Source organism: Vogesella margarita (assembly GCF_028548475.1).
GTDB lineage: Bacteria > Pseudomonadota > Gammaproteobacteria > Burkholderiales > Chromobacteriaceae > Vogesella > Vogesella margarita.
In genome coordinates, this window is record NZ_JAQQLE010000001.1 from 291,326 (window position 1) to 311,871 (window position 20,546).

The 20,546-nt window shown below is 64.4% G+C and carries 21 protein-coding genes and 1 tRNA gene; 4 read left to right on the plus strand and 18 right to left on the minus strand.

Annotation, left to right across the window (positions count from 1 at the left end; all coding sequences use genetic code 11):
* Window positions 1-27 precede the first annotated feature (27 nt).
* Window positions 28-933, minus strand: coding sequence for a LysR family transcriptional regulator (locus PQU96_RS01440; RefSeq protein ID WP_272770503.1), 906 nt, complete (start codon window positions 931-933; stop codon window positions 28-30).
* Window positions 934-1,052: 119 nt separating this feature from the next.
* Here PQU96_RS01440 and PQU96_RS01445 point away from each other — a divergent pair, with 119 nt between their 5' ends.
* Both PQU96_RS01445 and PQU96_RS01450 read left to right on the plus strand, forming a co-directional pair.
* A complete protein-coding gene (locus PQU96_RS01445; protein WP_047967809.1) occupies window positions 1,053-1,463 on the plus strand; it encodes a DoxX family protein in 411 nt (136 codons plus the stop codon).
* 68 nt (window positions 1,464-1,531) lie between these two features.
* Window positions 1,532-2,314, plus strand: a complete 783-nt coding sequence (locus PQU96_RS01450) for a DODA-type extradiol aromatic ring-opening family dioxygenase (protein ID WP_272770504.1) — start codon at window positions 1,532-1,534, stop codon at window positions 2,312-2,314.
* 55 nt (window positions 2,315-2,369) lie between these two features.
* Here PQU96_RS01450 and PQU96_RS01455 read toward each other — a convergent pair whose 3' ends face one another.
* The 6 genes from PQU96_RS01455 to PQU96_RS01480 all read right to left on the minus strand — a co-directional run bounded on the left by PQU96_RS01455 (window position 2,370) and on the right by PQU96_RS01480 (window position 8,197).
* Complete coding sequence (locus PQU96_RS01455) at window positions 2,370-3,233, minus strand: LysR substrate-binding domain-containing protein (RefSeq protein ID WP_272770505.1); 864 nt, start codon at window positions 3,231-3,233, stop codon at window positions 2,370-2,372.
* The gene (alr, locus tag PQU96_RS01460; RefSeq protein WP_272770506.1) at window positions 3,193-4,329 is read right to left on the minus strand and encodes an alanine racemase; all 1,137 of its coding nucleotides are present in this window, start codon (window positions 4,327-4,329) and stop codon (window positions 3,193-3,195) included. The genes PQU96_RS01455 and alr overlap by 41 nt, the downstream gene beginning before the upstream one ends.
* A gap of 59 nt (window positions 4,330-4,388) precedes the next feature.
* Entirely contained in the window at window positions 4,389-5,153 is a 765-nt protein-coding gene (locus PQU96_RS01465; protein ID WP_272770507.1) for a transporter substrate-binding domain-containing protein, read from the minus strand.
* Window positions 5,154-5,387: 234 nt separating this feature from the next.
* The gene (locus tag PQU96_RS01470) at window positions 5,388-6,149 is read right to left on the minus strand and encodes a transporter substrate-binding domain-containing protein (RefSeq protein WP_272770508.1); all 762 of its coding nucleotides are present in this window, start codon (window positions 6,147-6,149) and stop codon (window positions 5,388-5,390) included.
* 33 nt (window positions 6,150-6,182) lie between these two features.
* The gene (locus tag PQU96_RS01475; RefSeq protein WP_272770683.1) at window positions 6,183-6,992 is read right to left on the minus strand and encodes a carbon-nitrogen hydrolase family protein; all 810 of its coding nucleotides are present in this window, start codon (window positions 6,990-6,992) and stop codon (window positions 6,183-6,185) included.
* Window positions 6,993-7,000: 8 nt separating this feature from the next.
* Window positions 7,001-8,197: a methionine aminotransferase gene (locus tag PQU96_RS01480; RefSeq protein ID WP_272770509.1), complete on the minus strand. Its 1,197-nt coding sequence runs from the start codon at window positions 8,195-8,197 to the stop codon at window positions 7,001-7,003.
* A 78-nt stretch (window positions 8,198-8,275) separates the two neighbouring features.
* Between PQU96_RS01480 and PQU96_RS01485 the strand changes: the two genes are divergently transcribed.
* Entirely contained in the window at window positions 8,276-9,163 is an 888-nt protein-coding gene (locus PQU96_RS01485) for a LysR substrate-binding domain-containing protein (RefSeq protein ID WP_272770510.1), read from the plus strand.
* Window positions 9,164-9,210: 47 nt separating this feature from the next.
* Here the strand turns inward: PQU96_RS01485 and PQU96_RS01490 are convergent, their stop codons facing one another.
* From PQU96_RS01490 to gmk, 11 genes are all read right to left on the minus strand, one after another.
* The gene (locus PQU96_RS01490) at window positions 9,211-9,927 is read right to left on the minus strand and encodes an alpha/beta hydrolase (RefSeq protein WP_272770511.1); all 717 of its coding nucleotides are present in this window, start codon (window positions 9,925-9,927) and stop codon (window positions 9,211-9,213) included.
* Between the two features lie 253 nt (window positions 9,928-10,180).
* A tRNA-Ile gene (locus PQU96_RS01495) sits at window positions 10,181-10,257 on the minus strand.
* Between the two features lie 30 nt (window positions 10,258-10,287).
* Window positions 10,288-12,216 carry an RNA polymerase sigma factor RpoD gene (gene rpoD, locus PQU96_RS01500; RefSeq protein WP_272770512.1) on the minus strand — a complete coding sequence of 643 codons (1,929 nt, stop codon included), beginning with the start codon at window positions 12,214-12,216 and terminating at the stop codon, window positions 10,288-10,290.
* A 57-nt stretch (window positions 12,217-12,273) separates the two neighbouring features.
* Entirely contained in the window at window positions 12,274-14,079 is a 1,806-nt protein-coding gene (gene dnaG / locus PQU96_RS01505; protein WP_272770513.1) for a DNA primase, read from the minus strand.
* Between the two features lie 10 nt (window positions 14,080-14,089).
* Window positions 14,090-14,536 carry a GatB/YqeY domain-containing protein gene (locus tag PQU96_RS01510; RefSeq protein ID WP_272770514.1) on the minus strand — a complete coding sequence of 149 codons (447 nt, stop codon included), beginning with the start codon at window positions 14,534-14,536 and terminating at the stop codon, window positions 14,090-14,092.
* 105 nt (window positions 14,537-14,641) lie between these two features.
* Window positions 14,642-14,854 (minus strand): 30S ribosomal protein S21, encoded by a 213-nt coding sequence (gene rpsU / locus PQU96_RS01515; protein ID WP_047967786.1) that lies wholly within the window; start codon window positions 14,852-14,854, stop codon window positions 14,642-14,644.
* A gap of 129 nt (window positions 14,855-14,983) precedes the next feature.
* Entirely contained in the window at window positions 14,984-15,778 is a 795-nt protein-coding gene (locus PQU96_RS01520; protein ID WP_272770515.1) for a thiazole synthase, read from the minus strand.
* A gap of 23 nt (window positions 15,779-15,801) precedes the next feature.
* Window positions 15,802-16,005 carry a sulfur carrier protein ThiS gene (gene thiS, locus PQU96_RS01525; protein ID WP_272770516.1) on the minus strand — a complete coding sequence of 68 codons (204 nt, stop codon included), beginning with the start codon at window positions 16,003-16,005 and terminating at the stop codon, window positions 15,802-15,804.
* A 2-nt stretch (window positions 16,006-16,007) separates the two neighbouring features.
* The gene (locus PQU96_RS01530; RefSeq protein ID WP_272770517.1) at window positions 16,008-18,170 is read right to left on the minus strand and encodes a RelA/SpoT family protein; all 2,163 of its coding nucleotides are present in this window, start codon (window positions 18,168-18,170) and stop codon (window positions 16,008-16,010) included.
* Between the two features lie 9 nt (window positions 18,171-18,179).
* Window positions 18,180-18,386, minus strand: a complete 207-nt coding sequence (gene rpoZ / locus PQU96_RS01535) for a DNA-directed RNA polymerase subunit omega (RefSeq protein WP_189372897.1) — start codon at window positions 18,384-18,386, stop codon at window positions 18,180-18,182.
* Between the two features lie 64 nt (window positions 18,387-18,450).
* Window positions 18,451-19,077 (minus strand): guanylate kinase, encoded by a 627-nt coding sequence (gmk, locus tag PQU96_RS01540; protein WP_272770518.1) that lies wholly within the window; start codon window positions 19,075-19,077, stop codon window positions 18,451-18,453.
* Between the two features lie 166 nt (window positions 19,078-19,243).
* Here gmk and PQU96_RS01545 point away from each other — a divergent pair, with 166 nt between their 5' ends.
* Window positions 19,244-20,539: an NCS2 family permease gene (locus PQU96_RS01545; protein ID WP_272770519.1), complete on the plus strand. Its 1,296-nt coding sequence runs from the start codon at window positions 19,244-19,246 to the stop codon at window positions 20,537-20,539.
* Window positions 20,540-20,546 lie beyond the last annotated feature (7 nt).

Below are 20,546 nucleotides of genomic sequence, written 5' to 3' on the forward strand. Positions count from 1 at the left end.
AAGCAAACGGCGCGCCGCTGCAGCGTGTCAGCGCGCGGCCGGCGCCAGCCGCGCCAGCATGTCCTGCAGCAGCTCGATCAGCACCCGCACTTTCATCGGCAGGTAGCGCCGTGCCGGGTACACCACGTATACCTCGGCGCTGCGAGTGCGGTAGTCGCTCAGCAGCGGTTGCAGCTGATCGTGCTGCAGCGCGTCCTCCAGCAGGAAGCGCGGCTGCAGCAGGATGCCCATGCCGGCCACCGCGGCACTGACCAGCACGTCGCCGTTATTGCTCTGCAGCGGGCCATCCACTTCCACCGCGATTTCCTCGTCGCCGTGCCAGAAGCGCCACACTTGCGGCTGGCTGCCCTGCTGGTAGCGCAGGCAGCTGTGGCGGACGAGCTCGGCCGGCGTCTGCGGCGCAGGGTTGGCCGCAAGGTAGGATGGCGCGGCGCACAGCAGCATGTCGATGCGACCCAGCGGCCGCGCGATCAGGCCGCCACCCAGCGGCTGGGTGCTGATGCGCAGCGCGAGGTCGAAGCCGTCTTCCAGCAGATCGACCTGGCGGTCGGACAGCTCCAGCTCCACCTGCAGTTGCGGGTGGCGGCAGCGCAGCTCCGCCAGCCACTCGCCGAGATAGCGCATGCCGAAGGACAGTGGTGCCGCCAGCCGCAGCGTGCCGCGCGCCTCCACGCTCTGCTGCATCGCGGCGGCGTCGGCTTCTTCCAGCTGTGCCAGCACCAGCGCGGTGCGTCGTGCGTAGTCCAGCCCGGCCTCGGTGAATGCCAGCCGCCGCGTGGTGCGCTGGATCAGGCGGGTGCCCAGTTCCTGTTCCAGCGCACCGAGGTACTTGCTGACCATGGCGGTGGACATCTCCAGCCGCGCTGCGGCGGCGACGAAGCTGCCGCTGTCGTGAATGCTGTGCAACACCCGCAAGGCCACCAGCTTGTCCATTATTGTTTCTTTTTGGTTAGTAATTCATTGAGTGAATAGCCGTTTATTCGCTGACTGGCAAGGTGTTTAATGCAGTCATCGCCACGCAGCGTGGTGCCACCCACCCGAAGGAAACCATCATGATCGACCAACGTACCGCTCCTTACGCCGCCCTGATCCTGCGTCTGGCACTGGGCCTGATGTTCGTCGCGCACGGCGCGCTGAAACTGTTCGTGTTCACCCCGGCCGGCACCGTCGGCTACTTCGCCTCGCTGGGGCTGCCGGCGATCTTCGCCTACCTCACCATCGCCGCCGAGCTGGGTGGCGGCGTGCTGCTGCTGCTGGGCGTGGCCACTCGTCCGGTGGCGCTGGCGCTGATTCCGCTGTTGATCGGCGCCGGTGTGCTCGGCCACGGCGGCAATGGCTGGGTGTTCAGCAACCAGGGCGGTGGCTGGGAATATCCGGCTTTCCTGGTGGTGGCGGCCGTGGTGCAGGTGCTACTCGGTGACGGTGCCGCGGCGCTGAAGCCGGTCGGCTACAAAAAAGGCTGATTCAACACTTAACAATGATCCCGCTGGCGGTGCCCGTGTGGCACCGCCCTTGCTACAGGTAACGCACCATGTTCTTCGCTCCCTTGTTTCTGTCCCACGGCGGTCCGGATGTGCTGATCAACGGCTCGCCGGCTCCCGCGGCCTGGCGCGCCCACGCTGCCAGCCTGCCGCGGCCGCGTGCCATCCTGATGATGTCGGCGCACTACCTCGCGCTGCAGCCGCTGCTGGGCAGCAGTCCGCGCTGGGCTACGGTGCACGACTTCGGCGGCTTCCCGCGCGAACTGTACAAACTGCAGTATCCGGCGGCGGGCGACGACAGCGTGCTTGCCGAGGCGATGGCGCTGCTGGCGGCGGCGGGCATCAGCGCCCGTCACGACGGCGCCGAGGGGCTGGATCACGGCGCGTGGGTGCCGCTGCTGGCGATGTATCCGCAGGCCGACATCCCGGTGATCACCATCAGCACCCTGCCGCGGCAGGACGCGCGCGCGCACTACCAGCTGGGGCTGGCGCTGGCGCAGCTGGCGGAACGCGGCGTGCTGATCATCGGCTCCGGCAGCATCACGCACAATCTGTACGAGCTGTCGCGTTCCGGCGGCCCGGAGCAGCCGTGGGCGAAGGCATTTGCCGACTGGATGGCACAGCGCCTGCTGGACAACGATATCGAGGCCTTGCTGGACTGGGAGGCGCGGGTGCCGTTTGCCAAGCAGAACCACCCCAGCGACGAACACCTGTTGCCGCTGTTCTTTGCGCTGGGCGCGGCCAACGGCAAGGTTGGCCGCAGCCTGCACCGCGGCATCGAGCTGGGCGCGCTGGCGATGGATGCCTGGGTGTTTGACGCTGCGGCGGGCTGAGTTTTAACGCGGTATCGCCCCTTGTGGGCTGCGGCAGCCGCGCGTGAACAGCGTGTCAGACCGCCTGCTGCAGCCACTGCACCAGTGGCTGCACGCGGCGCAGCAGGCGGTCGTGTGGCGGCAGCACCAGGTAGTAGCCCTTGCCGCTGCGCACGCTGCGCGGGCAGGGGGTGACCAGGCTGCCGTCGCGCAGCGCATCCTGCACGATCAGCGGATCGACCAGCGCGATGCCCAGCCCGTGGCGTGCCGCCTCGATGCCCATCACGTCGGCATCGAACAGCAATTCCTTCTGTCCCTTCGGCCACGGCGCCGCCAGCCACAGTTGCCAGTCGTGACGGTCGCGGCTGGTGTGGATCAGCGGATACTGTGCCAGCGCGTCCTCGGCCAGCGTCTGCGCACCGCCCAGCAGCGACGGCGCCGCCACCGGCGTCAGCACTTCCTGGTGCAGCAGCTTGACGCTGACCCCCGGCCAGTTGCCGTCGCCGTACTGGATCGCCATGTCGAACAGCCCCCAGTCGAAGGCGGGCTTTTCTTCCCACACCGTGCTGACACTGATGTCGAGATCGGGGAACTGGGTCTTGAACAGCTGCAGCTGCGGCACCAGCCAGCGCACCGCGATCGACGGCGGCGACTTGATGCGGATGCTGTGCTGGCGCTGGTTGAGCTGCTCGCAGGTTTCCGTGATTTTCTGGATCGCCTCGTGCAGGCCGTGCTGCAGCGTGGCGCCTTCCGGCGTCAGCGTGATGCCGCGCTGGCTGCGCACCAGCAACGGAAAGCCGAAATGTTCTTCCAGGTTGCGCACCTGGTGGCTGACCGCGCTCTGGGTCAGGTACAGCGTGTCGGCGGCTTTGGTGAAGCTTTGCAGGCGGGCGACCGCCTCAAAGATACGCAAGGCATTGAGCGGGGGCAGTTTGGTCATCGGGCAGCGAACGCGGGTGGCTATCCGCCACAATCTGCCGTACCGGCAGCCGGCTCGTCAATGCGCACTGCAATTCTTCGCTGATGGTGCCGCAGCGCCAGGCGATCTCGTCGCAGCTCAGCGCCGGATCGCCCCACAGTGTCACCTCGTCGCCGATGCCCACTTGCGGCAGCGTCGTCAGGTCGATGGCCAGCACGTTCATCGCCACGCGGCCGACCAGCGGCACGCGCTGGCCGTTCACCAGCACCGGGGTGCCGCTGGGCGCCGCACGCGGGTAGCCGTCGCCGTAGCCGGCGCCGACGATGCCGATGCGCATCGGTTTCTCGGCGGTAAAGGCGGCGCCGTAGCCGATGCTGTCGCCCGCCTGCAGCTCGCTGGTATGCACGATGCGGGCGGCAAAGCGCATGACCGGCTGCAGGCCGTCAAGCCACAGGCTGGTGTCGGGGTAGAACGGATTGTTGTTGTACAAGAGACCACCGAGGCGTACCGCGGCGCCGTGGGTCAGCGGCGCGCGCAGGGTGGCGGCACTGTTGGCCGCGGTATACGGCAGGCCGGTGGCGTCCACCACCTGCATGAAGCGCTGCCACGGAGTGTCCAGCTTGATGGCCAGGTCGTCGGCGCAGGCGAAGTGCGTCATCAGCCCGGCGACGTCGCAACCCAGTGCGCGCAGCTCATCGACTACCGCGATGGCGCGCTGCGGCACGAAGCCGAAGCGGTTCATGCCGGTATTGACCTTCACCCACACCCGCAAGGGTTGGCCGCAGTCACGCAGCCACTGCAGCTGGTGCTCGGAGCGCACCACCACGTCCAGCTGCCACGCATGCGCCTCGTCCAGCTCGCGCGCCTCGATGGCGCCTTCCAGCAGCAGGATCGGAGCCTGGATGCCGGCGTGGCGCAACGCGATGGCGTCGTCGAGGTTGATCAGCGCGAAGCCGTCGGCCGCAGGCAATGCCTGTGCCACGCGCAGCAGGCCGTGGCCGTAGCCGTTGGATTTCACCACCGCCCATACCCGGCTGCCGGGCAGCTGTTGCTTGGCAATGGCGTAATTGTGGCGCAGGGCGGGGAGATTAATTTCGGCGTAGGCGGTGCGGGTCATGGCGGGTCTTTCGTGCCGGGGCAGGGCGCCCCGGCGGTCAGTCAGCAAGAGTCAGGTGCTTACTTGAACGGGTAGATGTCGTAGCTGAAGTACTTGTTCTGCACCTGCTTGTAGGTGCCGTTGTCGATGATCTTTTTCAGCGCGGTGTTGACCTTGGCCAGCAGCTCCTTGTTGCCCTTCTGCACGGCGATGCCGGAGCCCATGTAGTACTTCGGATCGTTGTACACCGGACCGACAAAGGAATAGCCCTTGCCCATCGGCTTCTTCAGGAAGTCCTCGTCACCGACGTTGGCATCGAGGTACACCGCGTCCAGACGCTGGTTGCTGAGGTCGAGGAAGCTGTCGGTGACCTTGCCGTACAGCTTCAGCTTGACGCCCTTCGGTACCCACTTGGCGGTGGCTTCTTCACGCTGTACCGAGGTGCGCAGCACGCCGATGGTCTTGCCCTTGAACCAGGCGTCGTCGATCTTGGTGCCGGCCTTGGCGATCAGGCGGCCGGGGATGTTGAAGTACATGTCGCTGAAGTCGACCGCCTTGGCGCGTTCCGGGGTGATGTTCATCGAGGCGATGGCCAGATCGTACTTCTTGGCTTGCACCGCCGGGATGATGCCGTCGAAGTCCATGGTGCTGACTTCGCACTGCAGCTTGGCCTCGGCGCAGATGGCACGGGCGATGTCCGGGTCGAAGCCGACGATGCTGCCGTCCGGGTTGACCTTGGAGAACGGCGGGTAGCTGACGTCGGTGACGATGCGCACGGTCTGGGCGTTGGCCAGCAGCGGCAGGGAGCACAACAGGGACAGCGCGAGGACTTTGTTGCAGTTCATGGTGATCTCCGATTGTTTCTTGGTTTGGTGTTGGCGGCGGTGCCTGTGCCGTTGAAGTCAGGCTAATGATCCGGCGCCTGCGGAACAAATGATTTATGGCGATCGGCGCATGAGAGAAATTCATGCTGCACTGCGTTTGAGCGCGGCAGCCGCCGCTTGCGGCCAAGGTTGGCCGCAGACGGCAAAACACCGGCGCGTGGCCGGTGTTGTCGGGTGTGCTGCCGCGCGGGCGGATCAGTCTTCCAGCAGGCCGTCCAGCTGGTGCTTCTTCAGCAGCGCCGCGTACTCGCCGCTGGCCTTGACCTGGTCGATGGCCTTGTTGAGGCGCTGTTTCAGCTCGCCGTCCTGCTTGCGCAGCGCCACCGCCACGCCTTCCCCGAGGATCTTGTCCTTGCGGCCGTCGAATACCGGGCCGGTAAAGGCAAACGCCTTGCCCGCCGCGGTATCGAGGAAGCCCTTCTGCAGCTGTACGGTGTTGCCGAAGGTGAAGTCGGCGCGGCCGGAAGTCAGCTCCAGCATCGGGTCCTGCGCGTTGACATAGCGTTTCACGCTGGCGGCCTTGAAGTACTGGGTCACGTAGCTGTCCTGTGGCGTGCCGGTCTGCACCGCGATCACCTTGTCCTTGAGATCGGCTGTCAGCTGCGTGCCCTTGCGCGCCACAAAGCGGTTCTGCATCAGGTAGTACACCTTGCTGAAGTCCACCACCTGGCGGCGCTTGTCGGTGATGTTCATCGACGACATGATCGCGTCGTACTTCTTCGCCTGCAGGCCGGGGATCAGCCCGTCCCACGGCTGGTTGATGACCTCGCACGGCGTGGCCATCGCCTTGCACACGGCGTAGGCGAAGTCGACCTCGAAGCCGGCGACCTTGCCGCTGGCGTCGACATACTCGAACGGCGGGTAGGTGGCGTCGGTGGCGATCACCAGCTTGTCGGCGGCGTGGACGGTGAACGGGGCCAGCAGGCTGGCGGTCAGGATCAGGTGCTTCAGTTTCATGTTTTCTCCTTGAGACACTTTGTAGTTGATGCTTTAGCCAATGAAACGACGGTGTTGCAGCGCCGGCAGGCGGCTGCGCCAGGTCTGTTGCCCGGTGAAATCGAGTGTTGCCAGCGCGATGCCCTCGCCCTCGGCGTGGCAGGCCAGCACCTGCCCCCACGGGTCGACGATCATGCTGTGGCCGAATGTGCGTTTGCCGCCCGGGTGCACGCCGCCCTGGCCGGGGGCGATGACGAAGGCGAGGTTTTCCACCGCCCGGGCGCGCAGCAGCAGCTCCCAGTGTGCCTGGCCGGTGGTGTGGGTGAACGCCGCCGGCGCGGTGATCAGCACCGGGGCCGGCGCCTGGCGGTACAGTTCGGGGAAGCGCAGGTCGTAGCACACCGACAGCCGCGTCGGCCCCCACGGCGTGGCGGCGCTGACGATGCTGTCGCCGGCCTGCATGGTGTCGGCCTCGGCGTAGCGTTCGCGGCCGTCGTCGAAGCCGAACAAATGGGTCTTGTCGTAGCGTGCCGCGCACTGCCCCTGCGGACCAAACAGCAGGCTGCTGTTGCAGAAGCGCCCCGGCTGCGTGCCCGCCAGCGGCAGGGTGCCGGCCAGCAGCCAGATGCCGTGGTGGGCGGCGGCTGCGGCCAACCTTTGCTGCAGCGGGCCGGCGCCGAAGGGCTCGGCAATGCTCAGCCGCGCGCGCTCGTCGGCCGGCATCAGGTAGAAGTACTCCGGCAGCGCGACGAACTGCGCGCCCTGCGCCGCGGCCTCGGCCAGCAGCGCCTCGGCCCGTTCAAGGTTGGCCGCAAGGTCGTCGCCGGACACCATCTGGATTGCGGCGGCGGTCAGTGTTTCCATCGTCATGCTCAGCCTCCGATCCGGCACAGGCGCTCGGCGCCGGCGAGCAGGGTGGCGTCGTCCTTGGCGAAGGACAGGCGGATCACGCGCTGGTCGGTGCCGTCGCGGTAGAACGCCGACACCGGGATGGTGGCCACGCCGTGCTCCACGATCAGGCGCTGCACGAAGTCGCTGTCGCTCTCGTCCGACAGGTGGCCGAAGCTCGCCAGCATGAAGAAGCTGCCCTGACTCGGGATCAGTTTCAGCGGCGACTCCGCCAGCGCGCGGCCCAGCAGGTCGCGCTTGTGCTGATAAAAACCGGACAGGCCGAGGTAGTGCTCGGGCTCCGCCATCAGCCGCGCTAGCGCGTACTGCATCGGGGTGTCGGCGGCGAACATCGCGAACTGGTGCACCTTGCGGATCTCGTCCATCAGCGCTTGCGGTGCCAGGCAGTAGCCGACGCGCCAGCCGGTGACGTGGAAGGTCTTGCCGAAAGACGTCACCACCACGGAGCGTGCGGCCAACCTGGGATGGCGGCTCATGCTGTGGTGCAGCGCGCCGTCGAACACCACGTGCTCGTACACCTCGTCGGACAGGATGATGATGTTGCTGCCCTCGGTGAGCGCCTCCAGCCGCGCCACGTCGGCGGCGGACAGCACGGTGCCGGTCGGGTTGTGCGGGGTGTTGAGCAGGATCATGCGCGTGCGCGGCGTGATGCGGGCGGCGACTTCGTCCCACGGAATGGCGAACTCGGGGGCCGCCAGCTTGATCACCACCGGGGTGGCGCCCTGCAGCTCGATCATCGGGATGTAGCTATCGAATGCCGGCTCGAACACGATCACCTCGTCGCCCGGGTGCACCAGAGCGGTAATCGCCGAGAACAGCGCCTCGCTGGCGCTGGCCATCACCGTCACCTCGTCGTCGATGTCGTAGCGCTGGCCGTACAGCGTCTCGACCTTGGCGGCGATCGCCTCGCGCAGCGCCGGCAGCCCGCTCATCGGCGCGTACTGGTTGTGGCCGGCCTGCATCGCCTCGTGCGCGTAGCGCACCAGATCGGCGCTGCACGGGAAGTTGGGCGCACCCTGCGACAGGTTGATCGCCTGGTGGCGGGCGGCCAGCTGGCCGATCACGGTGAAGATGGTGGTGCCGACGTGCGGCAGCTTGGAGGGGACGGTGACGGTGTTGTGCATGATCTGTGGCGAGCGGTTGTGGTATCTGGCGTCCATTGAACGCCACCGCCCCTTGTGCGACAAACGATTTATCGGCATGTTATGGCTGAGAATTTTTCAGTCATGGAGGCCGCGATGTCGCGCCGCAATCTGCCGCTGTACGCCTTGTCGTTGTTCGAGGCCGCCGCCCGTCACCAGAGCTTCACCCGCGCCGCCGACGAGCTGTGCCTGACCCAGGGTGCGGTCAGCAAGCAGATGGCGCAGCTGGAGGCGCACCTCGGCTACCCGCTGTTCCACCGCTACGCGCGCAGCCTGAAACTGTCGGTGCAGGGCGAGTGCCTGCTCGGCTACGTGCAGCAGGCGCTGGGCCTGCTCGACAAGGGGGTGGCGGAGGCGGCGGCGGCCAGCGCGCCGTTGCGGCTGAAGGCGCCCAGCTGCATCGCACGCTGGTTATTGCAGCAGTTGCGTGCTTTTGCCGACGAGGTGCCGGAGATCAGCGTGCAGCTCAGTGGCGTGCACGCCCACGACATCGACTTTGCCCGGGAGCATTACGATCTGGCGATCGCCTACCGGCCGCTGGCCAGCGCCGGCGATCGCGGCGTGGTGCTGTTCGCCGAGCGGCTGACGCCGGTGCTGGCACCGTCGCTGCTGGCACAGGTTGGCCGCAAGCTGGACAGCCCGGCGGCGCTGGCTGCCTATCCGCTGTTGCATCCCTCCGCCGACCGCCGCGACTGGCGGCAATGGCTGCAGGCCAACGGCGAGCGGCCGCCGGCACTGATGACCGGCACCGTGTTCGATACCCTCGATCAGGCGATCAATGCCGCATTGCAGGGCTTCGGCATCACGCTTGGCGATGTGACTCTGCTGGCGGAGGAGCTGAAAAACGGGCAGGCGATCGCGCCATTCGCCAGCTGCCTGGACAGCGGCTACGGCTACGTGCTGCTGCTGCCGGAGCAGGCGCCGGCAGCCGCGGCGTTGCGGCTGCAGCAGTGGTTCCGGCAGCGCGTCGCGCCGGTTGCCTAGACGCTTCCCAAGGCCATGATGGCCTCAAGCCCGCGGCGGGAAACAGCTCAATGCAGCCAGCGCGCGGCCAGCCAGCGGCAGAAATCCTGCACCATCGCCGCGGTCAGCTGGTGGCCGGCCGGATAGCGCTGCAGCTGGTGCGGCACGCCCAGCTCGTCCAGCCACTGGTGGGCTTTTTCTGCCCACGCCAGCGGTAGCTTGTCGTCGAACTCGCCGTGCGAGATGAAACCGGCCAGCGTCGCCAGATCCTGTGGCGCGGCCAGCAGCGGCGCGATTTCCGGCAGGATGCGCCCGGAGAGCAGGCCGAAGCCGCCGACCAGCTGCGATGAGGTCAGCGCCACACCGGCACTCATGATGCCGCCCTGGCTGAAGCCGGCGATCACCGTCTGCGAGGCATCCAGCCCGCATTCGACCTGCAGGCTGGCGACCAGGCGCTGCAGCTGCTGGCGGCTGGCTTCCGCCTGTGCCGGGTTGATCGACGGTCCTTGCGCGCCAAAACTGACCTGGAACCAGCCGAACTGGCCGGGGCCGAACTGTAGCGGCGCCTGCACCAGCACCACTCTCACCCGGGTATCCAGCTGCTGACCAAGTGCGGCCAGTTGCCCCTCGTTGCCGCCCACACCATGCAACAGCAGCAGCAACAGTTGCGGCGCGCTGGCCGTGTCGGCCTGCAGCACGCGATAGTGCAGGCCGGAGGCGGCGTCCTGGCGCAGTGCCGATGGTTGTTGCGTGGACAGGGAAGGGTAGGAGGGCTGGCTGTGCATTGCGGTTCCTTAGGTATCCATGGTGCCAAGGCTGGCAGATGACACCAATTCTGCGGCCGGAATGGCCGGCCGATAAACCGGTCATGGCGAAACGGATTGTTGCCTAGCAGGAAATAATCAAGCCGCTACTGGGAGATGGCTGCGATGAGGTGAGTGTTCATCACGTGGTAGGAGTGGCCTGGGCGGTTGGGCAGGGCCGCGGACAACAAAGAAAAAGGACTTACAGCGTGAACTGTAAGTCCTTGATTTCTTGTGGTGGGCCCTGCGGGGCTCGAACCCGCGACCAAAGGATTATGAGTCCTCTGCTCTAACCAACTGAGCTAAAGGCCCAAACGGCGGCCATTATAGCAGGATATTGGCTTACTGGTTGCCCGGTTCGTTGTCGAGGAAGCTGCGCAGGCGCTCGGAACGGGTCGGGTGACGCAGCTTGCGCAGCGCCTTGGCTTCGATCTGGCGAATCCGCTCACGCGTCACGTCAAACTGCTTGCCGACTTCTTCCAGGGTGTGGTCGGTATTCATGTCGATACCGAAACGCATGCGCAGGACCTTGGCTTCCCGCGGGGTCAGCGAGTCAAGGACTTCCTTGGTCGCGTCGCGCAAGCTGGAGTACATCGCCGCTTCCGCCGGTGCCACGGTAACCGAGTCCTCGATGAAGTCGCCCAGATGGGAGTCGTCATCGTCGCCGATCGGGGTTTCCATCGAGATCGGCTCTTTGGAAATCTTCATGATCTTGCGGATCTTGTCTTCCGGCATTTCCATCTTTTCTGCCAGTTCGGCCGGGTCGGGTTCGCGACCGGTCTCCTGCAGGATCTGACGGCTGATACGATTCATCTTGTTGATGGTTTCGATCATGTGTACCGGAATGCGGATGGTACGTGCCTGGTCGGCGATGGAACGGGTAATCGCCTGACGGATCCACCAGGTGGCGTAGGTCGAGAACTTGTAGCCGCGACGGTATTCGAACTTGTCCACCGCCTTCATCAGGCCGATGTTACCTTCCTGGATCAGGTCGAGGAACTGCAGACCGCGGTTGGTGTACTTCTTGGCGATGGAGATCACCAGACGCAGGTTGGCCTCGATCATTTCGCGCTTGGCCAGGCGAGCCTTGGTCTCGCCGGACGACATCTGGCGATTGATTTCCTTCAGCTCGTTGATGGTCAGCATCGACAGGGTCTGCAGCTCGGCAATCTTGCCCTGCTTCTCGATGATCGCGTACTTGAAGCGCGACAGCACGTCGGACCACGGCTTGCCGGCCGCGATTTCACGCTCGACCCAATCCGGGTTGCATTCGTTGCCCGGGAACTGGCTGACGAAGTGCTTGCGGTCCATGCGCACACGGCTGACACAGATGTCGAGGATTTCGCGTTCCAGCTTGCGGATGTCGTTGACGCTGTTGCGCAGGCTCTCGCACAGGCTTTCGATCTGGCGGGTGGAGAAACGCACCAGCATGAACTGCGCGGAAATCGCGTCCTGTACTTCGTTGTACTGCTTGCTGCCGAAACCGTGCTTGTCGAGTGCCTTCAGCAGCTGGTCGTAGAGGGTACGCACTTCGGCGAAGTGGAGCAGGGCCTGTTGCTTCAACTCTTCCAGATTGGCTTCGTTGATGCGTGCCTGGTTGGCCTCTTCGTCCTCTTCGCTTTCTTCTTCCTCGTCCTCGTCCAGCTCCTCGTCGGAGGCCGGCTCGGTGAACGGTACCTCTTCGGTGGCTTCTTCCGCGTTCGGGTCGATGATGCCTTCGATGATCTCGTCGATGCGCATCTCGCCGGCTTCGACCTTGGCGATCAGGTCCAGCACCTGGGCAACCGATCCCGGGCACGCCGAGATCGCCTGGATCATGTTCTTCAGGCCTTCCTCGATGCGCTTGGCGATGACGATTTCGCCTTCGCGGGTCAGCAGTTCGACCGAGCCCATTTCGCGCATGTACATGCGCACCGGGTCGGTGGTGCGGCCGAACTCGGCATCCACGGACGACAGCGCGGCTTCCGCTTCTTCCACCGCGTCCTCGTCGGCCACCGCCGGCGTCGAGTCGGACATCAGCAGGGTTTCCGCGTCCGGTGCCTCGTCATAGACCTGGATACCCAGGCCGCCGATCATGGTGACGATGTTCTCGATCTGCTCGGTGTCGGAGACATCCTCGGGCAGGTGGTCGTTGATCTCGGCGTAGGTGAGATAGCCACGCTCTTTGCCCAAGGCAATGAGCATACGAAGCCGCTTGCGCTGCTCTTCGATGCTCATTGGCTCGGTTGCCGGTTCGTTATTCTGTTTCTTGATGTCGGGAGAAGCCGCCATTTGGTTTCCTGCTCAAAAAAAGCCGAAAAAAACAATTGATTATATCACAACTCGGTATCACCCGTTGCGGGGAGGGGCGCCGGAGGGCGCCAGCTTCCTGGCAAGCAGGGTACGCAGCAGTTGTAATTCCTCGCTGCTCAGGTGTTCGTAGCCTTTGGCCGACAGGCTGGAGATCAGGTCGTCGTCGTAACGGTCGGTCAGGCGGATGAAGCCCAGCCGGAAGTTTTCGCGGTCATTCTGATCCGGGTTGGAGAATTCTTCGGGTTCGCGCATGGTGTCCAACAGGACGGAGTCGATCGTGAGCTCGTGTGGGCTGTGCCGGAAAAATTCTGCCAGTCGTGCTGTCGTCAGTTCGCTGTCACTGGCCTGTATTGCTTCCACGATGGCTACCAGGGTGGCCATCTCGTTTTCGTAGGGCCGGTTGTCACTTACGATGACATCGTGCGCCCACGCGGGGTTCATCAATAGCCACTTGATCTGCTTGCGAACCATCGAGCTGCTGCCGGGACGGTTCGACTGCTCAGGTAGCTGGTAATCGCGACGACCCTTGCGCTCCGGACGGCTGTGTCCGGTCAGCATGTCAAACTCGTCGACATCCATGCCGGCCAGTTCGGCCAGCCTCTTTTTAATGATATAGCCCAAGGTGGGGGCGGCAATCTGTTCCAAAAGAGGCTTGGCCTGACGAACCAGATCGGCACGCCCTTCCGGGGTGCTCATGTCGACGCGGGCGGTCAGTTCCTGGGTGAAATACGCCGACAGCGGCACGCTTTGCTCTTTCAGCGCGGCCTCGAAGGCCTCGCGGCCGAACTCGCGGATGTAGCTGTCGGGGTCGTGCTCCTGCGGCAGGAACAGGAAGTGCAGTGCCTTGCCGTCTACCAGCTGCGGCAGGCTGTTTTCCAGCGCCCGCCACGCCGCCTTCTGGCCGGCCTTGTCGCCGTCGAAGCAGAAGTAGACGTGATCGGCGTGGCGCAGCAGCTTGCGCACGTGTTCGCCGGTGGTGGCGGTGCCGAGGGTGGCCACCGCGTACGCCACACCGTACTGTGCCAGCGCCACCACGTCCATATAGCCTTCCACCACCAGCACGGCGTTCGCGTCGCGGATCGCCTGGCGCGCCTCGTACAGGCCGTACAGCTCGCGGCCCTTTTCGAACAGCGGCGTTTCCGGCGAGTTCAGGTATTTCGGCGCATTCGGCGCCTTGTCTTTCGACAGGATGCGGCCGCCGAAACCGATGATGCCGCCGCGCTGGTTGCGGATCGGGAACATCACCCGTTCGCGGAAGCGGTCGTAGCGGCGGCCGCCGTCCTCGGCGTCGATGACCAGGCCGCACTCGGCCAGGACCGGGCTCAGGTATTCGGGAAACACGCTGGCCAGGTTCTGCCGGTTGTCCGGGGCGTAGCCCAGGGCAAAGCGGGCAGCAATTTCACCGGTCAGGCCGCGTCCCTTCAGGTAGTCGATGGCGACCGGAGCCTGCTTCAGCTGCTGCTTGTAGTAGCGGGCGGCCTGTTCCAGCGCGCCCTCCAGCGACAGCTTCTTCTCGCGCGCCGCGCGGCTGGCCTCGGGGTTGGCCGCACGCTCTTCCGGCACCGGCAGGCCGATGCCTTCGGCCAGCATCTTCACCGCGTCGACAAAGGGCAGCCCCTGGTACTCCATCACGAAGCCGATGGCGGAGCCGTGCGCTCCGCAGCCGAAGCAGTGGTAGAACTGCTTGCTCGGGCTAACGGTGAAGGACGGCGATTTTTCCTTGTGGAACGGGCAGCAGGCCATGTAGTTCTGGCCGGCCTTTTTCAGCGGGACGTAACGATCCACCACGTCGACGATGTCGACGCGGGACAGCAACTGGTCGATGAAATCCTGCGGGATCATCCGGCGGGGATCAGCCTGCCAGCTTTGCCTTGATGCGGGCGGAGACGGCGGCCATGTCGGCGCGGCCGGCCATGTGCGGCTTCAGCAGTGCCATCACCTTGCCCATGTCCTGCATGCCGGCGGCACCGCTGCTGAGGATGGCGCCCTCGATCATGGTGTCGATCTCGGCCTCGCTCAGCTGCTGCGGCAGGTAGGCCATCAGTACGGCCATTTCCGCCTTTTCCTTGTCGGCCAGATCCTGGCGTTGGGCGGCTTCGTACTGGCTGATCGAGTCACGGCGCTGTTTCAGCATCTTGTCGACCACCGCGGTGATGGCAGCATCGTCCAGCTCGACACGCTCGTCGACTTCCTTTTGCTTGATGGCGGCCATCAGCAGGCGGATGGCGGCCAGGCGTTCGGTTTCGCGGGCTTTCATCGCCGATTTCATGTCGTCTTGGATGCGTGCTTTCAGGCTCATGATCGTGTCCGTACTTGGGGGAGAAACGTTGGCCGCGTGCGGCCAACGTATAAATGGCAAAACCGCAGGACAGGCCTGCGGTCTTCATGCGTACAACCGGGAAGCTTAGTACAGCTTCGGTGGCAGCATCTGGCTGCGGATGCGCTTGTAGTGGCGCTTAACGGCAGCCGCTTTCTTGCGCTTGCGTTCTGCAGTTGGCTTTTCGTAGAACTCACGAGCGCGCAGTTCGGTCAGCAGACCGGTTTTTTCGATCGCGCGCTTGAAGCGACGCATGGCAACTTCGAACGGCTCGTTCTCTTTAACGCGAATATTCGGCATTTAGCGAAGGTCCTTAAAATCTTGGCTTGAGGCGTAAAACCGCCCCGAGGAAAATGAGTATTGTAAACAACGTCGTAGCTTTTGTAAAAGCCTGATGCAGGGCAAAGGGTATTTGTGTGCCTGAATGCATCATCCCTTGCGGGAAGAAATCACCCCCTCGAGTGGCGAAGACGGAGTCGCCGAATAAAAGCGTCGAGGCATGCGGCCCGCCAGATGGGCTTCGCGGCCTGCTTCGACAGCAAGTTTCATTGCCCGTGCCATACGCACGGGGTCTTGTGCTGCGGCGATGGCGGTGTTCATCAACACACCGTCACAGCCTAATTCCATACCGATGGCGGCATCGGATGCGGTGCCGACGCCGGCATCGACCAGAACAGGCACCTTGGCCTGTTCGATGATCAGTTGCAGGTTCCACGGATTGAGGATGCCCATGCCGGAGCCGATCAGGCTGGCCAGCGGCATGATTGCGCAGCAGCCGATCTGTTCCAGCTCGCGTGCGGCAATCGGATCGTCCGAGGTGTACACCATGACATCGAAACCTTCCTTCACCAGCGTTTCCGCGGCTTTCAGGGTTTCGCGCATATTGGGATACAGATTGTTCGGGTCGCCCAGTACTTCGAGTTTGACCAGTCTGTGGTCGTCCAGCAGTTCGCGCGCCAGGCGCAGCGTACGCACGGCGTCGTCTGCCGAGTAGCAGCCCGCCGTGTTGGGCAGCAGTGTATACCGGTTTTTCGGCAGAAAGTCCAGCAGGTTCGGCTCGCCGGCCGTCTGTCCCAGGTTGACGCGGCGGATGGCGACGGTGACGATTTCGCAGCCGGAGGCATCCAGGGCGTCGGCGGTCTGCTGGAAATCCCGGTATTTGCCGGTGCCTACCAGCAGTCGCGATTGATAGGATTTTCCTGCGATGGTCAGAGCGTCCTGCACGGTGTCTTTCTCCTTGAAATGGGTTAGCCGCCGCCAACGGCAACGACGACTTCCAGCATGTCGCCATCGCTCAGGCGAGTGTGCGCATGCTGGCTGCGCGGCACGATTTCGCCATTGTGCTCGATGGCGATGCGCTTGCCGCGCAGGTCGAGGGTATCGATCAGCGCGTCCAGCGTGCCGATCTCGTCAAACTGGCGCGTCTCGCCGTTGATGATGAGCGTGGTCATGGTTATTGGCGTCGTTCGGCCTGCTGTACGACATGGACCTGCTGGATCGCGGTCAGCACGTTTTCCAGATGGGTCAGGTTGTCGACCTGCAGGCGGAAGTGGATGTGGATGAAGCCGTCGCCACCGTGGTTTTCCTGGGTGTCGACCGTTTCGATATTGGCCGAGGCGTGCGAGATGGCAGAGGCGATTTCGGCCAGCGCACCGCGCTGGTTGTGTGCCAGCACGCTGATGTTGACGCCGAACATGCGGTCTTTCTGCGGCTCCCAGTTCACTTCCAGCAGCTTTTCCGGATCGATGCGCGCGGCGTTGCCGCAGCCCTTGCGGTGTACCAGCAGGCCCTGGCCCTTGCTGATCACGCCGATGATGGCGTCGCCCGGGATCGGATTGCAGCAGCTGGACAGCTGTACCGCGCCGCCCTCGTTGCCGCGGATGGTGACCGGGCCGACCTCCGGGGTCTGGCCCAGCTGTTCGCCGGACAACTCGAACAGCTTGCGTGCGATCACGATCGCCAGCTGTTTGCCGGTGCCGATGTCGGCGAGCAGATCGTTGAAGCTGCGCTGGCGTTCGCCCAGTGCATGCAGCAGGCTTTCTTCCAGCTTGGGCGAGATGTCCAGCGGTGTCGGCGACAGCGCGCTGGCGGCCTGGCGCAGCAGCTTTTCGCCCAGCTGCACCGCGTCCTTCTGCTGCAGCGTTTTCAGGTAGTTGCGGATGCCGGAGCGGGCGCGGCCGCTCTGCACGAAATTGAGCCACGACGGGTTCGGCTTGGCCTGGGTCGAGGTGATGATCTCGACGGTGTCGCCGTTGCGCAGCACGGTGCGCAGCGGTACCAGGTTGAAATTGACGCGACCGGCGATGCAGCGGTGGCCGATGTCGGTGTGTACCGCGTAGGCAAAGTCGACCGGGGTGGAGCCTTGCGGCAGCACCATGATCTTGCCCTTGGGGGTGAAGACGTAGACTTCATCCGGGAACAGGTCGATCTTGATGTGTTCCAGGAATTCGATCGCGTCTTCGCTTTCTTCCTGCATGTCGAGGATGCTCTGCAGCCACTGGTGGGTGCGCTGCTTGGCGGCATCGATGCTGGCATCGCCGGACTTGTACATCCAGTGCGAGGCGACGCCGGCCTCGGCGACGGCGTTCATCTCCTGGGTGCGGATCTGCATTTCCACCGGCGTGCCGTAAGGGCCGAACAGGGTGGTGTGCAGGCTCTGGTAACCGTTGCCCTTGGGGATGGCGATGTAGTCCTTGAACTTGCCGGGGATGGGCTTGTACAGGCTGTGCAGCGCGCCCAGCGTCAGGTAGCAGCTGGCGTTGTCCTTGACCACGATGCGGAAGCCGTAGATGTCCAGCACCTCGGAAAACGACAGGTGCTTCTCCTGCATCTTCTTGTAGATGCTGTACAGGTTTTTCTCGCGGCCCTTGATGGTGGCCTCGATATTGGCCTCGCCCAGTTTCTGGGTGACGGCCTGCAGAATCTTGTTGACCACTTCGCGGCGGTTGCCGCGCGCGGCGCGTACCGCCTTGGACAGCACGCTGTAGCGGTGCGGGTGCAGGTGCTTGAACGCCAGGTCCTGCAGCTCGCGATAGACCTTGTTCAGACCGATGCGGTTGGCGATCGGCGCGTAGATTTCCAGCGTTTCCAGCGCGATGCGCTGGCGCTTGTCCTCGCGCATCGCGTCGAGGGTGCGCATATTGTGCAGCCGGTCGGCGAGCTTGACGATGATGACACGGATGTCGCGCGCCATCGCCAGCACCATCTTGCGGAAGTTTTCCGCCTGTGCCGATTCCTTGGTCTGGTATTCCAGCCGCTCCAGCTTGGACAGGCCGTCGACCAGGTCGGCGATGGTGCGGCCGAACTTCTCGCTCAGCGTCGGCTTGCTGACGCCGGTGTCTTCCAGCACGTCGTGCATCAGCGCTGCGGCCAACCCTTGCGCATCAAGGCGCCAGTCGGTGAGCATCGCCGCCACCGCCAGCGGGTGGGTGATATAAGGCTCGCCGCTCTTGCGGGTCTGGCCCTCGTGTGCCTCGCGTGCGGTGGCGAATGCCTGCCGCAGCAGCTGCACGTCCTCCGGGCGCAGGTACTGGTTGGCCGCGTCGAACAGGGCCGCCGCCTCGGCGTCAACGAGGGCGTTGTAGTCGATGTGTTCGGCGGCGCTGTCCTGGCTCATATTTGCGGCTTACGACTTGTTGCGGGTCAGGATCTCGCGGCCGATGTGGCCGGCGGCGATTTCGCGCAGTGCGACCACGGTCGGCTTGTTGCGGCCCTGATCCACAAAGGTGGTGGCGCCGGAGGCAACCTGGCGGGCGCGGTAGGAGGCGGCCAGGGTCAGGTCAAAGCGGTTCTGGATACGGTCCAGGCAGTCGTCAACGGTAATGCGGGCCATGAAGGTGGTCTCCCGAGAAGGTGATGCAAAAAATAATGGGGTTATTGCGGCGGATTCGCAAGTATCAGGCCAGCGTCTGCATTGCGGCAATCGCGGCCTGATGGCGAAGGCATTGCCGCTCGCCGCGCAGGCGCTGGCTGCGGATGACACTGATCAGGTCCAGGCGTGCCTGTTCGAAATCATCGTTGACGATCAGGTAGTCGTACTCGGCAACCTGATCGATCTCGGCGCGCGCTTCGGACAGGCGACGGGTGATGACCTCCTCGCTGTCGGTGGCGCGGCCGCGCAGGCGGGCTTCCAGTACCTCGATCGACGGCGGCAGGATGAATACCGACACCGCGTCCGGGAATACCTCGCGCACCTGGCGCGCGCCCTGCCAGTCGATCTCCAGCAGGATGTCGCGGCCTGCGGCCAACCTTTCGCGCAGCCAGCGCTTGCTGGTGCCGTAGTAGTTGCCGTAGACCTCGGCGTACTCGAGGAAATCGCCGGCGGCGATCATGTCTTCGAACGTGGCGCGATCGGTAAAGTGGTAGTGCCTGCCGTTTTCCTCACCGGCGCGCGGGGCGCGGGTGGTATAGGACACGGACAGTTCGACACCGGGTTCGGCTTGCAGCAGCGCGCCGACCAGGGTGGTTTTACCGGCGCCGGACGGGGCGACCACGATGAAAATCGTGCCGTTTGTTTGCGACATGAGGCTTCCTGCCAACGATCGAAAATAATATTTCAGGATACCACAACGACCATTGATTGGTTAAGTGCCACACCCGGCGCCCATCTCGCCGAGCGTGAAACAGGCGTTTCAGTTAAAATCGCCCGCTTTGCCAGAAACTTGTCTGCGTATTTTGAGGGAGCACAAAATGCTGCTGGAAAGCTTTTTCAAGCTGAAAGAGCACGGCACCGACGTGAAAACGGAGGTCATCGCCGGCTTTACCACCTTCCTGACCATGGCCTACATCGTCATCGTCAACCCGGCGATCCTGTCGCTCACCGGTATGGATTTCAACGCCGTCTTCGTGGCCACCTGCCTTGCGGCGGCGCTGGGCACCGGCATCATGGCGCTGGTCGCCAACTATCCGATCGCGCTGGCACCGGGCATGGGCCTGAACGCCTACTTCACCTTCACCGTGGTGCAGGGCATGGGCGTGCCGTGGCAGGCGGCGCTGGGTGCGGTGTTCATCTCCGGCATCGTGTTCCTGGCGGTGAGCCTGTTCAAGGTGCGCGAGGCCATCGTCAACGCCATTCCGCAGTCGCTGAAGTTCGCGATCTCGGCCGGTGTCGGCCTGTTCCTCGCCATCATCGCGCTGAAGAATGCCGGCGTGGTGGCTGATCATCCGGCCACGCTGGTGACGCTGGGCAACCTGCACGACCCGAAAGTGCTGCTCGCCATCCTCGGCTTCTTCATCATCGTGGCGCTGGAATACCGCCGCGTGCATGGCTCCATCATCATCGGCATCCTGGCGGTGACGGTGCTGTCGGTGGTGCTGGGGCTGTCCAATTTCGAAGGCGTGGTGGCGCCGGTGCCGAGCATGGCGCCGACCTTCATGCACATGGATCTGCAGGGCGCGATGAGTGCCGGCCTCCTGGGCGTGATCTTCGTGTTCTTCTTCGTCGACCTGTTCGACACCACCGGCACCCTGGTCGGCGTGTCGCACCGTGCCGGCCTCTTGGACAAGGACGGCAAGCTGCCGCGCCTGAAGCGCGCGCTGATGGCCGACTCGATCGCCATTACCGCCGGCGCGGCGATGGGCACCTCGTCCACCACCGCCTATATTGAATCGGCAGCGGGCACCGCCGTCGGCGGCCGTACCGGCCTCACCGCGCTGGTGGTGGCCATCCTGTTCCTCGCCTGCCTGTGGATCTCGCCGCTGGCGAAGACCGTCCCGGCCTACGCCACCGCGCCCGCGCTGTGCTACGTCGCGGTGCTGATGACGCGCGGCCTGGCCGAGATCGACTGGGACGACCTGACCGAATCGGCGCCGGCGGTGATGACCGCGGTGGCGATGCCGTTCACCTTCTCCATTGCCGACGGCATCGCCTTCGGCTTCATCAGCTACGCCGTGATCAAGATCCTGGCCGGCCGCTTTGCCGACCTGAAGCCGGCGGTACTGGTGATTGCCGTACTGTGGGTCGTGAAACTGGCATTCTTCCACTAAGGCACCG

Coding starts and splice junctions, on each gene's coding strand:
- PQU96_RS01440 (WP_272770503.1), bottom strand. CDS start 933: ATGGACAAGCTGGTGGCCTTGCGGGTGTTGCACAGCATTCACGACAGC.
- PQU96_RS01445 (WP_047967809.1), top strand. CDS start 1,053: ATGATCGACCAACGTACCGCTCCTTACGCCGCCCTGATCCTGCGTCTG.
- PQU96_RS01450 (WP_272770504.1), top strand. CDS start 1,532: ATGTTCTTCGCTCCCTTGTTTCTGTCCCACGGCGGTCCGGATGTGCTG.
- PQU96_RS01455 (WP_272770505.1), bottom strand. CDS start 3,233: ATGACCAAACTGCCCCCGCTCAATGCCTTGCGTATCTTTGAGGCGGTC.
- alr (WP_272770506.1), bottom strand. CDS start 4,329: ATGACCCGCACCGCCTACGCCGAAATTAATCTCCCCGCCCTGCGCCAC.
- PQU96_RS01465 (WP_272770507.1), bottom strand. CDS start 5,153: ATGAACTGCAACAAAGTCCTCGCGCTGTCCCTGTTGTGCTCCCTGCCG.
- PQU96_RS01470 (WP_272770508.1), bottom strand. CDS start 6,149: ATGAAACTGAAGCACCTGATCCTGACCGCCAGCCTGCTGGCCCCGTTC.
- PQU96_RS01475 (WP_272770683.1), bottom strand. CDS start 6,992: ATGGAAACACTGACCGCCGCCGCAATCCAGATGGTGTCCGGCGACGAC.
- PQU96_RS01480 (WP_272770509.1), bottom strand. CDS start 8,197: ATGGACGCCAGATACCACAACCGCTCGCCACAGATCATGCACAACACC.
- PQU96_RS01485 (WP_272770510.1), top strand. CDS start 8,276: ATGTCGCGCCGCAATCTGCCGCTGTACGCCTTGTCGTTGTTCGAGGCC.
- PQU96_RS01490 (WP_272770511.1), bottom strand. CDS start 9,927: ATGCACAGCCAGCCCTCCTACCCTTCCCTGTCCACGCAACAACCATCG.
- rpoD (WP_272770512.1), bottom strand. CDS start 12,216: ATGGCGGCTTCTCCCGACATCAAGAAACAGAATAACGAACCGGCAACC.
- dnaG (WP_272770513.1), bottom strand. CDS start 14,079: ATGATCCCGCAGGATTTCATCGACCAGTTGCTGTCCCGCGTCGACATC.
- PQU96_RS01510 (WP_272770514.1), bottom strand. CDS start 14,536: ATGAGCCTGAAAGCACGCATCCAAGACGACATGAAATCGGCGATGAAA.
- rpsU (WP_047967786.1), bottom strand. CDS start 14,854: ATGCCGAATATTCGCGTTAAAGAGAACGAGCCGTTCGAAGTTGCCATG.
- thiS (WP_272770516.1), bottom strand. CDS start 16,005: ATGACCACGCTCATCATCAACGGCGAGACGCGCCAGTTTGACGAGATC.
- PQU96_RS01530 (WP_272770517.1), bottom strand. CDS start 18,170: ATGAGCCAGGACAGCGCCGCCGAACACATCGACTACAACGCCCTCGTT.
- rpoZ (WP_189372897.1), bottom strand. CDS start 18,386: ATGGCCCGCATTACCGTTGACGACTGCCTGGACCGTATCCAGAACCGC.
- gmk (WP_272770518.1), bottom strand. CDS start 19,077: ATGTCGCAAACAAACGGCACGATTTTCATCGTGGTCGCCCCGTCCGGC.
- PQU96_RS01545 (WP_272770519.1), top strand. CDS start 19,244: ATGCTGCTGGAAAGCTTTTTCAAGCTGAAAGAGCACGGCACCGACGTG.